18 protein-coding genes are annotated in these 13264 nt (G+C 48.0%); 4 read left to right on the forward strand and 14 right to left on the reverse strand.

Going from position 1 to position 13264, the window contains the following annotated elements:
- Nucleotides 1–18 precede the first annotated feature (18 nt).
- The 3 genes from NYE68_RS18050 to NYE68_RS18060 form a co-directional block, all read right to left on the reverse strand.
- Nucleotides 19–759 (reverse strand): carboxylesterase, encoded by a 741-nt coding sequence (locus NYE68_RS18050; RefSeq protein ID WP_007409986.1) that lies wholly within the window; start codon nucleotides 757–759, stop codon nucleotides 19–21.
- A gap of 118 nt (nucleotides 760–877) precedes the next feature.
- Nucleotides 878–1108, reverse strand: a complete 231-nt coding sequence (secG, locus tag NYE68_RS18055; protein WP_003151681.1) for a preprotein translocase subunit SecG — start codon at nucleotides 1106–1108, stop codon at nucleotides 878–880.
- Between the two features lie 123 nt (nucleotides 1109–1231).
- Nucleotides 1232–1417, reverse strand: a complete 186-nt coding sequence (locus NYE68_RS18060; RefSeq protein WP_087920807.1) for a helix-turn-helix transcriptional regulator — start codon at nucleotides 1415–1417, stop codon at nucleotides 1232–1234.
- Between the two features lie 195 nt (nucleotides 1418–1612).
- On the opposite strand from NYE68_RS18060, the gene NYE68_RS18065 reads away from it, so the two are divergent.
- The 3 genes from NYE68_RS18065 (at nucleotide 1613) to NYE68_RS18075 (ending at nucleotide 2878) form a co-directional block, all read left to right on the forward strand.
- The gene (locus NYE68_RS18065) at nucleotides 1613–2023 is read left to right on the forward strand and encodes a helix-turn-helix transcriptional regulator (protein WP_003151677.1); all 411 of its coding nucleotides are present in this window, start codon (nucleotides 1613–1615) and stop codon (nucleotides 2021–2023) included.
- A gap of 24 nt (nucleotides 2024–2047) precedes the next feature.
- Nucleotides 2048–2479 carry a helix-turn-helix transcriptional regulator gene (locus NYE68_RS18070; protein WP_003151674.1) on the forward strand — a complete coding sequence of 144 codons (432 nt, stop codon included), beginning with the start codon at nucleotides 2048–2050 and terminating at the stop codon, nucleotides 2477–2479.
- A gap of 81 nt (nucleotides 2480–2560) precedes the next feature.
- Entirely contained in the window at nucleotides 2561–2878 is a 318-nt protein-coding gene (locus NYE68_RS18075) for a winged helix-turn-helix transcriptional regulator (RefSeq protein ID WP_003151672.1), read from the forward strand.
- An 84-nt stretch (nucleotides 2879–2962) separates the two neighbouring features.
- Here the strand turns inward: NYE68_RS18075 and NYE68_RS18080 are convergent, their stop codons facing one another.
- The 9 genes from NYE68_RS18080 to NYE68_RS18120 form a co-directional block, all read right to left on the reverse strand.
- A complete protein-coding gene (locus NYE68_RS18080; RefSeq protein WP_324636381.1) occupies nucleotides 2963–4366 on the reverse strand; it encodes a HAMP domain-containing sensor histidine kinase in 1404 nt (467 codons plus the stop codon).
- Nucleotides 4357–5019, reverse strand: coding sequence for a response regulator transcription factor (locus NYE68_RS18085; RefSeq protein ID WP_007613820.1), 663 nt, complete (start codon nucleotides 5017–5019; stop codon nucleotides 4357–4359). The genes NYE68_RS18080 and NYE68_RS18085 overlap by 10 nt, the downstream gene beginning before the upstream one ends.
- 21 nt (nucleotides 5020–5040) lie before the next feature.
- Nucleotides 5041–5814 carry a lantibiotic immunity ABC transporter MutG family permease subunit gene (locus NYE68_RS18090; protein WP_324636380.1) on the reverse strand — a complete coding sequence of 258 codons (774 nt, stop codon included), beginning with the start codon at nucleotides 5812–5814 and terminating at the stop codon, nucleotides 5041–5043.
- Nucleotides 5811–6545 carry a lantibiotic immunity ABC transporter MutE/EpiE family permease subunit gene (locus tag NYE68_RS18095; RefSeq protein WP_227051101.1) on the reverse strand — a complete coding sequence of 245 codons (735 nt, stop codon included), beginning with the start codon at nucleotides 6543–6545 and terminating at the stop codon, nucleotides 5811–5813. The genes NYE68_RS18090 and NYE68_RS18095 overlap by 4 nt, the downstream gene beginning before the upstream one ends.
- Nucleotides 6542–7255, reverse strand: coding sequence for a lantibiotic protection ABC transporter ATP-binding protein (locus NYE68_RS18100; RefSeq protein ID WP_064107484.1), 714 nt, complete (start codon nucleotides 7253–7255; stop codon nucleotides 6542–6544). Before NYE68_RS18100 ends, NYE68_RS18095 begins: the two co-directional genes overlap by 4 nt.
- 110 nt (nucleotides 7256–7365) lie before the next feature.
- Nucleotides 7366–8043, reverse strand: a complete 678-nt coding sequence (locus NYE68_RS18105; protein ID WP_040238875.1) for an ABC transporter permease — start codon at nucleotides 8041–8043, stop codon at nucleotides 7366–7368.
- Nucleotides 8044–8061: 18 nt separating this feature from the next.
- Nucleotides 8062–8931: an osmoprotectant ABC transporter substrate-binding protein gene (locus NYE68_RS18110; RefSeq protein WP_223204412.1), complete on the reverse strand. Its 870-nt coding sequence runs from the start codon at nucleotides 8929–8931 to the stop codon at nucleotides 8062–8064.
- 62 nt (nucleotides 8932–8993) lie between these two features.
- Nucleotides 8994–9647 carry an ABC transporter permease gene (locus NYE68_RS18115; RefSeq protein WP_015418235.1) on the reverse strand — a complete coding sequence of 218 codons (654 nt, stop codon included), beginning with the start codon at nucleotides 9645–9647 and terminating at the stop codon, nucleotides 8994–8996.
- A 16-nt stretch (nucleotides 9648–9663) separates the two neighbouring features.
- Nucleotides 9664–10809, reverse strand: a complete 1146-nt coding sequence (locus tag NYE68_RS18120) for a betaine/proline/choline family ABC transporter ATP-binding protein (protein WP_015418236.1) — start codon at nucleotides 10807–10809, stop codon at nucleotides 9664–9666.
- Nucleotides 10810–11094: 285 nt separating this feature from the next.
- On the opposite strand from NYE68_RS18120, the gene NYE68_RS18125 reads away from it, so the two are divergent.
- Nucleotides 11095–11628: a GbsR/MarR family transcriptional regulator gene (locus NYE68_RS18125; protein ID WP_003151660.1), complete on the forward strand. Its 534-nt coding sequence runs from the start codon at nucleotides 11095–11097 to the stop codon at nucleotides 11626–11628.
- 33 nt (nucleotides 11629–11661) lie between these two features.
- Here the strand turns inward: NYE68_RS18125 and opuCD are convergent, their stop codons facing one another.
- Together opuCD and opuCC are read right to left on the reverse strand one after the other, a co-directional pair.
- Nucleotides 11662–12336 (reverse strand): glycine betaine/carnitine/choline/choline sulfate ABC transporter permease OpuCD, encoded by a 675-nt coding sequence (gene opuCD / locus NYE68_RS18130; protein ID WP_003151658.1) that lies wholly within the window; start codon nucleotides 12334–12336, stop codon nucleotides 11662–11664.
- 17 nt (nucleotides 12337–12353) lie between these two features.
- Nucleotides 12354–13247 carry an osmoprotectant ABC transporter substrate-binding lipoprotein OpuCC gene (gene opuCC / locus NYE68_RS18135; protein ID WP_108702434.1) on the reverse strand — a complete coding sequence of 298 codons (894 nt, stop codon included), beginning with the start codon at nucleotides 13245–13247 and terminating at the stop codon, nucleotides 12354–12356.
- Nucleotides 13248–13264 lie beyond the last annotated feature (17 nt).

Below are 13264 nucleotides of genomic sequence, written 5' to 3' on the forward strand. Positions count from 1 at the left end.
TATTCGACCTCCTGTTTGTTACCAATCGAGTTTCTCTAAAAATTCGTACACATCCTGATGAACGAGGTCCCGTTCTTTATCGAGCGTAATGACATGGCCTGATTCTTCATACCATTTCAGCTGTTTGTCGTCCGTTTCCACCTCGTTGTAAATGATGTTCGCACTTTCTGTATTAATCATATGGTCATGCCGTGCCTGAACCACAAATGTCGGGGAATAGATCATGTCGACGTTTTTGCGCACATCGGCAATCAGCTCCTGAAGCGATTTGAGCGTATTCATCGGTGTTTTTTCAAACTCCTTCATTTCCTTTTCAATCTGCTCCGGCTGTTTTCCTTCGAATTTTTTATAATTGCGCGCGTAGGAAAGAACTCCTTCGTACATAACCTCTTCACTTTTAATGTGCATCGGCGCACACATAGGAACAATTCCCTTTATGGGTACAGTGTAACCCAATTTCAATGAAAAAACCCCGCCAAGCGACAGTCCGCAGGCCGCAATGTTTTCATAGCCTTCAGACCGTAAATATTCATAACCGTCCATGACGTCTTTCCACCAATCTTCAGGCCCCGTATGTACCAGCTCTTCCGGCGGAACGCCGTGCCCTTTATATTGAGGCGCGTGACAAGTGTAGCCGCGCTCATTCAAATAGCGGCCGAGCATTCTGACGTCTGCCGTATTTCCCGTAAATCCGTGCAGCAGAAGCACCGCTTTGTCTCCGCCTTTAAATGTAAATGGTTTTGGTGTCACAATTTTCATGCTCATAACCCCTTTTTTGCACATTCAATTTAGTTTTCCACAGTTTTGCGAGAAACAAACGCCGTCTCTCAACAAGAAAAAGGCCTGATATTAAATCAGACCTTATACAAACATTGCCTTATACGATATACGCCAGCGAAATCGTCAACACGAAAAACAAGACTGCCAGCACAACGGTTGTGCGGTGAAGAATCAGATCAAGGCCCCTTGCTTTCTGTTTTCCGAAAAGCTGCTCCGCCCCGCCTGAAATTGCACCCGATAAACCGGCGCTTTTGCTGGTTTGAAGCAATACGACAATAATAAGTGCAATACTGACGATGACCAATAAGGTAATCAATAATGTGTGCATCCCATACACCTCCAGACTGACTGGCCTACATTGCTTCTATTTTACATGAAAAACAAAGGCATGTCACGCCGTATCGGTGCACATCATGTCAGAAAAACGGAAATGCGTTTGAATCTTCCATCATCATTGACTTTTGTCAACAAAGTCGTAGTAAAAAAGATCTTCAAATTTCATGTCAAAGTAATAGAGCATTTTTCCGATGACCAGCTGGCCCGGCCTCCGCTCTCCATTCAGTACACGGCTCAGTGTGGCGGGAGATATTCCGATCTCCAGGGCGAGCTGGTTTAACGAGTAGTCATTATTGACCATATACTGCAGCACATAATCTCTTCTGATCTGTATCTTTTCGACCACTTTCTTCACCTTCCGTTCTGTCAAATACTTTCTTTCTTATACATAAGATACGGCTTTTGTTAACTTTTGTCAATACTTTTCCAGCCTGGCTATTCCCTTTAGTCAATAAACATACTAGAATATAAATAGATCGCGGGAGGGGGAGAGACTGTGGAAAGCTTCGGGAAACAATTGCGGACATTGCGGGAAAAAAGGCATCTGACAGTGAATCAGCTGGCAACGTATTCAGGCGTGAGCGCCGCGGGAATCTCGCGGATTGAAAACGGCAAACGCGGTGTGCCGAAACCTGCAACCATTAAAAAGCTCGCAGATGCGTTAAAAATCCCGTATGAGGAACTGATGCAGACGGCGGGATATATAGAGACCGTTCAGGAAACGAGAGCCCCGTACGACACGGGCTGCACCTTGCTGGAAAAAGCCGAAACGTATGAGCTGCATGATTTATCCCTATTGGAGCGGGAGAACTGGCGGCACCTGTCGAAAGAAGACTTGGTTCTGCTTGATAAATACTTTGCGTTCTTATCGGCTGAAGCCAAAAAAAGAACAAATGAAGACTCATGACTTTGCACATGTGAGGCGATCTTATTGAACACATTCGGAAAGCAATTAAGAGAGCTGCGCCGCGCCCGGAAGCTTACCGTCAATCAGCTTGCCGTCTATTCCGGCGTCAGCTCGGCGACCATTTCCAGAATTGAAAACGGGCACCGCGGCATTCCTAAACCCGCGACCATCCGAAAATTGGCGGACACATTAAAAATTCCGTACGAGGAGTTAATGGCGCGGGCCGGACACATCAAGGCATTTCAGGAGGAAATCCGCGAAACCTCTGAAAGCTATCAATCCATCTGCGCCATCTATCAGACCGCCGTTGACAGAGGCGCGGAGCATCTGCCGCTGTTTGACAGCAAAAAGTGGCAGCATTTCACAAAAGAAGATATTGAAAGCGTCAGCAAATACTTTGATTTTATCGCGGCTGAAGCGAAAAAGCGCTCCCCGGATTCCTCATCCTCTTTTTGATCCTCTCCTCAACTTAACAAGCGCCAGACGTACGTTCCCTCCGATTTTGCGGTATAATAGCAGAAGACGAGGTGAAAAAGCATGAACCAATCAGAAATGTGCCCCAGATTCGAAAAAGCGGTCGACATCCTAAGTAAACGCTGGGTGGCTCTAATCGTCTTTCAGTTATTGAACGGACAGCAGCGATTTAGCGAAATTGAAGCGGCGCTTCCGAATTTAAGCGGAAGAGTCTTGTCAGAACGTCTGAAAGAACTTGAAACAGAAGGTGTCATCAAACGGGATGTTATCCCCGAAACGCCTGTCCGCATTGAGTATTCTTTAACGGAAAAAGGCTGCGCATTAGCCCCTATTTTAGAGGAAATTTCCAAGTGGTCTTCAACATGGATTGATCCTTCCTGATAAACTCTTTTCCGCATAAGCGGCTGATCTCTCAAACGGACAGCCGTTTTTATTTTTGCTTTTCTTAAACAGAAAAACAAGCCCTCAGGCGTGCAGGGCTTGTTTTTGTCTGACGCCTTCCAGCGGAATTCGAATCTCCGCCCGGGCTCCTCCAGACTCCTGATTTTCAAGTATTAATTCGCCGTGGTGAAGATGTACGACATGATGGGCGAATGTAAGCCCCATGCCATGATGCCCCGCCGAATGTCTGCTTTTATCCTCCGTGTAAAAAAGCTGTGTCGCTCTTTTCAGCGCTTCCGGCGAGAACCCGCTTCCGCTGTCGGATACGGCGAGATGGAGGGCGGAAGCGGTGCACAGGACGTCCACAAGGATTTCCCCTCCTTCCGGCGTATAGTCGACGGCATTTGCCGCGATATTCATGACCGCCCTGTGGAGCAGCTCATGATCGATCGGCGCTTCAATTCGGTCAATTCCCCGTTCGCTGAGGACGAGATCAATCTGTTTCGGCCCCGCAAGCGCCGCCGCGTCACGATATATGTTTTGAATCCACTCTTTGAGGTCGGTATATTCCACATGAACGGCAACTGCCTCCTCCGCTTTAGAAAGCTGGATCAGCTGTCCGACATAATGCTCGATTTTGTTTCCGGCATCCAGAATATACTGCGCATATTCCGCCTGCTCCTCATCAGGCTCTGTTAACTGAAGCAGCTCGGCATTTCCTTTAATGATCGTTGCCGGAATTTTAATATCATGCGCAAGCGCGCCGATTTGTTCTTTCTTTATCCGCTCCGCCTCCCACTGCGCCGCCAAAGATGCCTGAAGCGCGTCTTTCATTTTCAGCAGAGAGTCAATGACATCGTCAAATTCCTTTATGCGAGACCTTTTTGGATTGATATTTAAATTCTGTTTTTGAATGCTTGCCGTAATGGAGCTGAGTGTGCTGAAATGCCGTCTCAGCTGATTGGCGAAACGCGTCGTCACGATAAAAACGGTCAAAAGAAGCAAAGAGATCAGAATCGTAAGACCCGTCCATTCATAATTCGGCAGATAGCGCCTTAACAGCGGCGACTGAAATTCCGACCTGAGTGAATATTGGAGAACGCCGTATTCATCTTTCCGATTTATCACCATGAATCCTTTTTGTGCATAATTAAAATACGGCTGATGCTGAATCTTTTTTCTGGCGTTGGCCGCATCTTGTTCCGTCATCGTTCCTTTTGTCATCCGCTTTGTTTTTTTATCAAAAACAGCGTATGTCATACCTGCGGGGATCATGTCTTCGGTTATCTTTTCCGTTGATTTCAGGCGGGGTTTGATCTGTTCCGCCTCATGCTCGCTGTAGTTTGCGGGCAGGATCGCTCCGGCATTCATGGCAATGGCATTTAAGGCGACACATAATGCCGCCACCCCCATCGTGCTCAGACACAGTGTGATCGTAAATTTGACAAGCTCTTTGCGGATGCTGGATTTTCCTTTTGCTATTCCCATTTGTATCCGACACCCCACACCGTTTTGATCGGATCAGCCCCGTGTTCTTTACATTTTTTCCGGATGGTTCTGATAAACTCCGTAATGGTTGAATAGAGCGCATCGCCGTCCAAGCCGTACACTTCCTCGTAAATCTGCTCCCGTGAGAATGTTCTGTTTTTATGCTGTGCCAGACATTCAACGATTTTATATTCGTTTTTCGTAAGAGGCAGTTTCCGGTCATCAATCCATACTTCTTTATTGTCAAAATCAAACATGAAGCCTGATATCAGCCGTTTCGTCTGATGCTTTTCCCGCCGTTCCCTTCTGACATGCGCGTTTACCCTTGCCATCAATTCCTGTACGCCGAACGGCTTTGTGATGTAATCATCAGCGCCTGTCATGAGGCCTTTCACAATGGATTCTTCGTCAGACTTTGCCGTTAAAAACAGGATCGGGCTGTCCACCAGCGGGCGAATCCGCCGGCAGAGTTCAATCCCGTCTGTTCCGGGCATCATGACATCAAGAAGAATCAAATCATAGCCTTGAAAAAAATCCAATGACTGATCCTCCGCTTTTTCCAGAATCGTTACTGTATGCTGATCACGCTGTAAAATGTTTCTGATCAGAACGAGAATATCTTTTTCATCATCAATTGCTAAAATGTTTGCCACCGGCCGAATCGCTCCTTGCCTTTATTCATATGAACGCCGCCCTTCCCATCTTCTGCACCAATAAAGGCCGGCCAGACATAATATCACTATAGAAAAATATAACATTATTTCTCCGAATCTCATATCGTATCTTACATAAGGGAGGAACTCTTTTTTGACTTTGTCAAAATGCAGCAGCCCTGCAAGGCCCGAAAGCCGCACGCTCCATGCCCACGGAAAAAAACGCCAGATGGTATCGCCAAGTCCCGTATTCATGAGCGCCGCCATTAATAATCCCGCACCCCCTAAAAGCCCGGACGGTCCCATGCCGTACTTTATGCTGACAAAAAAAGACATCATATAAAGCGGAATACTGCCGTCAATCAGCCACGCCCCTCCTTTTAAAAAGAGAAGATACGGGAGATCATTGATGTGAAGAACAAATTTCATCCCCGCCAAATAAAGACAGATGGCAAGACCTGCCGATAACACATTCAATAGGAGCAGCAGAAGCAGCTTTCCCGCAAAACTGATAATTTTAGAATACGGAACCGCCAGCATCATCTGAAAATGACCAGCCTGTTCCTCGACGGAGGCAGACATGCCGCAGACAATACTGATGATGAAAGGGTATAAAACGGCAATCGCGCTGAAGAAGACGCTGTACAGCACATAAGGCTCCTGAATCCTTCCATACATCATATATAACAGGAAAAATCCCGCGCATAAAACCGGCGCCGCAGCATGCATCCATATGAGCGGCGTGCGCTTCATTTTTAATACATCGGCCCACATATATCGTAAAAGCACGGTCATGACCGGTTTCCCCCTTTTGAAAAAGACACGGCGGAAACAAAACTTACCGCGATAAAAGAAAGAATAGAAAGAATAATAGCCGGAATGATCACGTTTCCGTTTAATAAGCCGCTGTTTGCGGGAAGCGGAATTCCGTTCGGATGGATCCCGAGAATCGGTGACATCACCCGGACTGACCAGCTCCATGGACTCAGCCACCACAATGAACCTGACGCCGGCACAATGCCTAAAACAAAGGCGGCGATCATATTCATGAGGATGACTGCTGTAAACCCGAACTGTCTGGCAATCCATAAGCAGAACGGAATTTCCCAAAGCGTAGACAGCCACAAAAGGGAGCTTGCTTCAATACCTTTCAGCTGAACCGCAGCAATTGCCGGAAACACAAGGCCAAGCAAAAATATGATAACTAAAAAGACGATTTGCGACAGGAGTGAATACAGCGCGATCAAGCTTATTTTTGAGAACCATATGCTCTTCAAGTCAGCCGGCAGTGAGTACACCGCACGGTCATGCGCTGATTTTTTCTCTTTTTTAACAGATAAACCGCACATTAGAGCAATCATGAGCGGCATGAAAATAACCGCCCACCAATTGAACGTGCCCGTCATAAAATAGGCGGCATTCAGCAGAAAAGAAAAAGCCGTGTTCAGAAGCGGGATAAGAATGATCAGCTTTCTGATAAATGTTCTTTTAGATGTAAGGTGTTCCGCCTGCATGTACTGAATCATTTTCCTGTCCCCGCTTTCTCCCGTGTTGATTTGACTACCTCCAGAAACAGCCGCTCCAGATCGTCTTCCCGGCTGATTTCTCCCTGATATCCTAAAACGCCGTCACTGATAATTCCGATATGGTCTGCGATCTGCTCGACTTCTGATAACAGGTGGCTAGATAAAATAACCGTCATTCCCTGTCCGGGCAGGGAGCGGATAAATTCCCGCAAATCCTGAATTCCCATCGGGTCCAATCCGTTTGTCGGCTCATCAAGAATTAAGAGCGACGGACGGTTTAATAATGCTAACGCAATGCCGAGACGCTGCTTCATTCCCATAGAAAATTGTCCGGCGCGCTTTTTTCCGGTTCCCGTTAATCCCGTGATTTCCAGTACTTCCGCAATTCTTGAATCAGGCAGTCCGAGCATCACGCAGCGGACTTTCAGATTTTCAGCGGCTGTCAAGTTGCTGTAAAGCGGCGGCGCTTCAATCAGGGAACCGATGCTTTTCAAATCTTCGCGCTTCCTTGTATGTCCGTCGAACAGAACCTCGCCGGATGTTTGCTGCAAGATTCCGGTCAATATTTTAAGAGTCGTTGATTTTCCGGCGCCGTTCGGACCGAGCAGGCCGTATATACTGTTGCGCTTAACCGATAGAGACACATCAGCCACTGCCTGTTGTCTGCCGAATGATTTTTGCAGCTGTCTCGTTTCTAAGATGTTGCTCATTTGATTACCCCTCTGCTTTGTTATTTGATAAGTAAGACTTTACAGCGCAGTTATCAAAATTTAATCAAGAAATCAAAAAAAGCATCCTTCACGCGGAAGAATGCTTTTTTTCATGAGGCTGAGCGTACGATCAGCTTTCTTTTTTGTTTTTTCACCGGGCTGAGGGCTCGTTCCAGCCACGCCATCAGCAGGTCTGCGGCTACCGCCATCAGCGCGGTCGGGATGGCGCCCGCCAAAATAATGGCGGTTCCGTTTGTCGCGTTCGACCCTCTGACGATCATATCGCCGAGGCCGCCTGCCCCGACGAAGGTGCCGATCGCCGTGATGCCGATGGCAATGACGAGCGCCGTTCGGAGACCCGCCATAATGACGGAAAGCGCAAGCGGCAGCTCCACCATACGAAGGATTTGGTATTTCGTCATGCCCATCGCTTTTCCCGACTCGAGATAAGCGTGCTCGATATTGATAATGCCCGTGTGCGTATTTCTGAGAATCGGCAGCAGTGAATACAAAAACAAAGCCGTGATGACCGTATTGGCGCCGAGTCCCATGACGAGCATCAGGACGGCGAGCATCGCAAGCGCCGGAACGGTTTGAATCACGTTCGCCACAGCAAACACCCAGCCGGCGAGACGCCCGTGCCTTGCTGTCACAATTCCGGCCGGAATGGCGAGAATGGCGGCGAAAACGACGCCGTACGCCGACATGAGAAAGTGCCGCCAGCACTCATACAGAACATAACTGCCGTTTTGAGCATAATACGTAAACAGCTCCTTCATCGTGTCCATCCGCACATCTCCTTTCCGTTATTCAAAGTAATGATGTTTTTCTAAATATTCCTTGGCCACGACGGACGGCTCTTTTAATCGGCCGTCAACTTCGTAATTCATTTTCTGCATCATCTTTGTATCAATCGCGCCGATCATTTTATTGATCACGCCCTCCAGTTCGGGATGCTCTTTTAATACTTGATCCGGAACGACGGGTGAACAGTCATACGGAGGAAAGAACCGCTTATCATCCTTCAGCGTTTTCAGTCCGTAAGCGATGATTCTTCCGTCGGTGGAATAAGCGAGCGCGATATCCATCTTTCTGCTTTTCAGCGCGTCGTAAACAAGGCCGATCTGCATCGGATACGTGCCTTCAAATGACATTCCGTATGTGTTCATAAAATCCTGATATCCGTTGCCTCTCAGCTTCATCCAGTAGTTATCGACGCCGAATTTCAGATGAGACGCTTCTTTTTTGACATCGGATACCGATTCTAAATGGTACTTGCGGGCAAGCTGTCCGGAAACGGTAAAGACGTATGTATTATCAAAGCCGTAAGAATCAAACCATTTCATGTCATATCTGTTTTGAAATTCACGCTGAACGAGCCGCAGCGCTTTGTCCGGGTCTTTTTCCGGCTCCATGCGAAGCGTCCCGGTCAGCGCGTCACCTGTATAGCGCGTCGCGGCGATATCAATATCACCGTTTATCAAGGATTGCTGCTGTACGGCATTGGAGCCGAGATTTTTAATAACGGATGTTTTCAACCCACTGTGATGTTCGATCATCTGTCCGAGCATGCTCGCGATGATTTCTGATTCGGTCATGCTTTGCGCGCCGATTTTAATGGTGTCCTCCGATGCGGCGCTCAATCCCGGGAGCGAGCATCCGCCAAGGAGCAGCATGCCGATACAGGCGATTGCGAGCAGCCGTTTTTTGCATCTATTCCCCATGAGAGACCTCCTCCTTATGAAGCGTCCTTTATGCTTTTCAGCCCGTCAGGCGTGACTTTCCGTTCTGTCATCCCCAGCATGTAATCGACGGCTGCCGCCAGCATCGTGACCGGAACGGCGCCTGCGATAATATACTCCGGCTGGTAAAGGTTCAAGCCGATAAAAATGTAATCTCCCAGCCCGCCTCCGCCGATAAAGGAGGCGAGCGTCGCCCAGCCGATTAAATAAATCGAAGACGTCCTGATGCCCGCCATGATGACCGGAGCGGCAAGCGGGAGCTCTACAAGCCTGATCTGCTCCCATGCCGTCATGCCGATTCCTTTTCCCGATTCCAGAAGATGCCGATTGACGCCGAGAATCCCCGTATACGTGTTTCTGAGAATCGGCAGCATGGAATAGAAAAACAGCGCCGCAACGGCCGGGATCTTTCCTACGCCTAAAAGCGGAATAAAAAACGCAAGAATGGCAAGGCTCGGCAAGGTTTGAATGATGTTGACGATGCCGATGACGGCGCCGGCTCCTCTTTTCATCCTCGTCAGCACGACGCCGAGCGGAACGGCGGCGAGAATGCCCGCCATGACGGCGATTAATGAGATGTACAGATGCTCCCATGTTTTATAAAACATCTCTCCTCCATTTGCCTGTAAAAATTGCACGGTCTGATTCATATCAATTGAAGCCTCCTCATGACATCACCGCGAGCTGATTCTCTTCTCCCCAGATGGAGTCATAGACGATGTCAACGAGGCTTGCCCTTGTCACGATTCCCGTTAGCCGGCCGGCTTCATCAAGGACCGGCACAAATTTCATGCCTCTTTTTAAAATTTTATGGACGGCGTCGCGGAGCAGAGTGCCGCTTCTGACCGTGTACAGATCCCGGTCAAGCACTTCCGCGACGGTTACCGCTTGTCTTCGTTTGCGGTCAATCATCTCCACATCGACATAACCTTGGAGAACGTTCTTTTCATCAATGACGAGCAGCGAATCCACCCGCTCGGCACGCATCAGCTGAATGGCGGCTGACAGTGTTTTCTCAGGTGTTACCGTCACGGGATCGGGATTCATGATCTGCTCCACCCGTTCAATATCAGGGCTGGATGATTGGATCAGCCGTTCCTTGCCGATAAACTCCTCAACAAATTCATTCGCCGGAAATCTGAGAATCTCATCAGGCGTTCCGGCCTGGACGATTTCTCCCGCTTTCAGAATGACGATTCTGTCCGCAAGCTTGATGGCTTCGTCCATATCATGGGTAACAAATACGATGGTTTTATGTAAGGTTTTTTGCAGTTTTTTAAATTCTTCCTGAAGGGAATCTCTCGTAATCGGGTCAAGCGCCCCGAACGGTTCATCCATTAAGATGAGCGGCGGCTCTGCGGCAAGTGCCCGTAATACACCTATTCGCTGCTGCTGTCCTCCGCTCAGTTCATGAGGGTAACGGTCTAAATATTCAGGCCCCATATCAACGAGCTTTAAAAGCTCCTGCGCCCGTTCCTTCCGTTTTTCGGCAGGATGCTTTAAAAGCTTCGGAACGAGCGTAATGTTCTGCTGAATGGTCATATGCGGAAACAGCCCGATCTGCTGGATGACATAGCCGATGCTTCTTCTGAGTTCCACCGGGTCTTGTTCCATAATGTTTCGGCCCTCTATCAGGATTCTGCCTTCTGTCGGTTCAATTAAGCGGTTGATCATTTTCATCGTCGTCGTTTTGCCGCAGCCGCTCGGCCCGATAAAACAAATAAATTCGCCTTTGGCGATATTCAGGTTGATGCTGTTGACGGCTTTTTTCCCGCCTTTATACATTTTCGAGACATTTTCTAATGTCAGCAAACACTCACACCTCCATGATTAAGTTTATTCAATTCGTTAAATTCAAATTTAACTTTTCAGACAATTGAACGTTTCCCATTATAAATTAAACTTTGTAAATTAAAAAGTTTACAATTTGTCCATATTATATATAAAGGTTGTGTAAGCACTGATTAACCCGTATTGACCGGCAAAGTTCTTCTTATTGCTCCGGATTACTGCCAAATTCTCTCGGAAGAGCATTTCCGCCGGTTTAAAAATGTGGTATATTGACATCGGAATTGCTGACTGAAAGGATTGAAACTGTTGGAGAAAGATCCGTTACACGTAATCGAACAAGCTGAAGATCATTTGATAGAACGAATCGCTGAAAATATGCATACATTCGGAATGCCCGCGACGGTGGGGCGCATTTTAGGCATTATTTATATGAACCGCAAGCCGATGACCTTAACTGAATTATCAGAAGCGACCGGCATGAGCAAGACGAGAATGAGTCAGGCGGTCCGTGAAATGCTTGACGTCAATCTGGCGGAAAAAGTGTTTGAAAAAGGCGTCCGCAAAGATTTATACGACGTCGAGCAGGATTATTACCAAACCTTTATTACGCTGTTTACGGCCACCTGGAGCAAGGTCGTCAGCAAAAATAAAATGATGCATAAAAAGCTGAACCGCGAACTGACGGCCGTCCTTGAAAACGGCGTGCCGGAAGAAGCTGAGGAAAAAATCAACGAACTGCTGAAAGAATTAAAGGATTGGCTTGATTACTACAACTGGATCAGCCGTCTGATCGAGTTTTTTGAAAGCGAAGAAATTTTCAAGCATGTTCCGAAGCCATAAGAAAAAAACGCCCTGACCCGCAAGGCGTTTTTTTCATGCCGCATTCGGCGCTTTGGTTCGTTTTTTCTTTCTCACCGGACTCAGCGCCCGCTCCAGCCATGCCATCACAAGATCTGCGATAACGGCCATCAGCGCTGTCGGAATGGCGCCGGCCAAAATAATCGCGGTTCCGTTCGTGGCGTTTGAGCCCCTGACAATAATGTCACCGAGTCCGCCCGCGCCGACAAACGTACCGATTGCCGTAATGCCGATCGCGATGACGAGCGCCGTCCGCAGCCCCGCCATGATGACGGAAAGCGCAAGCGGCAGCTCCACCATGCGGAGCACCTGAAATTTGGTCATGCCCATCGCTTTTCCCGATTCAAGATAAGCGTGTTCAATGCTGGCGATTCCCGTGTACGTATTCCGGATGATCGGAAGAAGCGAATATAAAAACAGCGACAATATCACCGTATTGGCGCCGAGCCCCATGACGAGCATCAGCACCGCAAGCATCGCAAGCGCCGGCACGGTCTGAATCACGTTTGTCACCGCGAATACCCAGCCGCTTAATGTTCTGTACCTGGCAATGAAGATGCCGAGCGGAACCCCGACGATCGCCGCAAATAAAACGCCGTATACCGACATGAGAAAATGGCGGTAAAACTCCTGAAGCACATAGGCGCCGTTTTGAGAATAATAAGTGCCGAGCTGCTGCAGCACTTCCATTTGCTCCACCTCATTTCTTATTCAAAATAATGATGTTTCTCCAAAAATTCTTTAGCGACGACGGACGGTTCTTTCAGCTTGCCATCCACCTCGTAATTCAATTCCTGCATCGTTTCCGTATCGATTTTGCCGATCAGTTTATTCACAATGCCCTTCAGTTCAGGATGCTGCTTCAGCACGCTGTCGGGAATGACCGGCGAACAGTCATACGGCGGGAAAAACTGCTTGTCGTCTTTTAAAATTTTCAGATCGTACGCTTTAATCCGTCCGTCCGTTGAATAGGCGAGGACGGCGTCCATTTTCCCGTTTTTCACGGCATCGTATACAAGTCCGATCTGCATCGGATAGGTTGTGCCGAATTCAAAACCGTACGTGTCGGTAAAACCTTTATAGCCGTCACCTTTTCTTTTCAGCCACGCATTGTCTACACCGAGCTTAAATTGACCCGCATGCTTCTTAATATCGGACACTTTGTCTAAATGGTCTTTTTTCGCAAGCTCTTTCGTGACGGTAAAAGCGTATGTGTTCTCAAATCCGTAAGAATCAAACCATTTGTAATGGAAGCGTTTCTCAAATTCTTTCTGTACGATGGATAATGCTTTTTTCGGGTCTTTTTCCGCTTCCATGCCGAGGGTGCTCGTTAAATCCGTTCCCGAGTAGCGCGTCGCGGCGATATCGATTTCACCGCCGAGCATCGCTTGCTGCTGGACATAGTTCGATCCGAGGTTTTTAATTAATGCCGTATTCAAGTCTGTATTGTGCTCAATCATCTGTGCGATCATATTGGCGATAATTTCTGATTCCGTCATGCTTTGCGCCCCGATTTTAATCGTATCATCGGAAGCCCCGCTCAGGCCGGGAAGGGAACAGCCGCCTAGAAGCAGAGCAGCTGACAGCGCCAGTCCGCACATCCATCTCTTTTGGTTTC

The organism is Bacillus sp. FSL R5-0447 (assembly GCF_038606125.1).
In the GTDB taxonomy this organism is placed as follows: Bacteria; Bacillota; Bacilli; order Bacillales; family Bacillaceae; genus Bacillus; species Bacillus velezensis.

Excerpts from the sequence above, each read along its gene's own strand:
- NYE68_RS18115 (WP_015418235.1), bottom strand. The coding sequence starts at position 9,647 with ATGAATCAGACCGTGCAATTTTTACAGGCAAATGGAGGAGAGATGTTT.
- NYE68_RS18075 (WP_003151672.1), top strand. The coding sequence starts at position 2,561 with ATGAACCAATCAGAAATGTGCCCCAGATTCGAAAAAGCGGTCGACATC.
- NYE68_RS18080 (WP_324636381.1), bottom strand. The coding sequence starts at position 4,366 with ATGGGAATAGCAAAAGGAAAATCCAGCATCCGCAAAGAGCTTGTCAAA.
- NYE68_RS18100 (WP_064107484.1), bottom strand. The coding sequence starts at position 7,255 with ATGAGCAACATCTTAGAAACGAGACAGCTGCAAAAATCATTCGGCAGA.
- NYE68_RS18050 (WP_007409986.1), bottom strand. The coding sequence starts at position 759 with ATGAAAATTGTGACACCAAAACCATTTACATTTAAAGGCGGAGACAAA.
- NYE68_RS18110 (WP_223204412.1), bottom strand. The coding sequence starts at position 8,931 with ATGCTGCTCCTTGGCGGATGCTCGCTCCCGGGATTGAGCGCCGCATCG.
- NYE68_RS18095 (WP_227051101.1), bottom strand. The coding sequence starts at position 6,545 with ATGATTCAGTACATGCAGGCGGAACACCTTACATCTAAAAGAACATTT.
- NYE68_RS18090 (WP_324636380.1), bottom strand. The coding sequence starts at position 5,814 with ATGACCGTGCTTTTACGATATATGTGGGCCGATGTATTAAAAATGAAG.
- NYE68_RS18105 (WP_040238875.1), bottom strand. The coding sequence starts at position 8,043 with ATGGACACGATGAAGGAGCTGTTTACGTATTATGCTCAAAACGGCAGT.
- opuCC (WP_108702434.1), bottom strand. The coding sequence starts at position 13,247 with ATGTGCGGACTGGCGCTGTCAGCTGCTCTGCTTCTAGGCGGCTGTTCC.
- secG (WP_003151681.1), bottom strand. The coding sequence starts at position 1,108 with ATGCACACATTATTGATTACCTTATTGGTCATCGTCAGTATTGCACTT.
- opuCD (WP_003151658.1), bottom strand. The coding sequence starts at position 12,336 with ATGGAAGTGCTGCAGCAGCTCGGCACTTATTATTCTCAAAACGGCGCC.
- NYE68_RS18060 (WP_087920807.1), bottom strand. The coding sequence starts at position 1,417 with ATGGTCAATAATGACTACTCGTTAAACCAGCTCGCCCTGGAGATCGGA.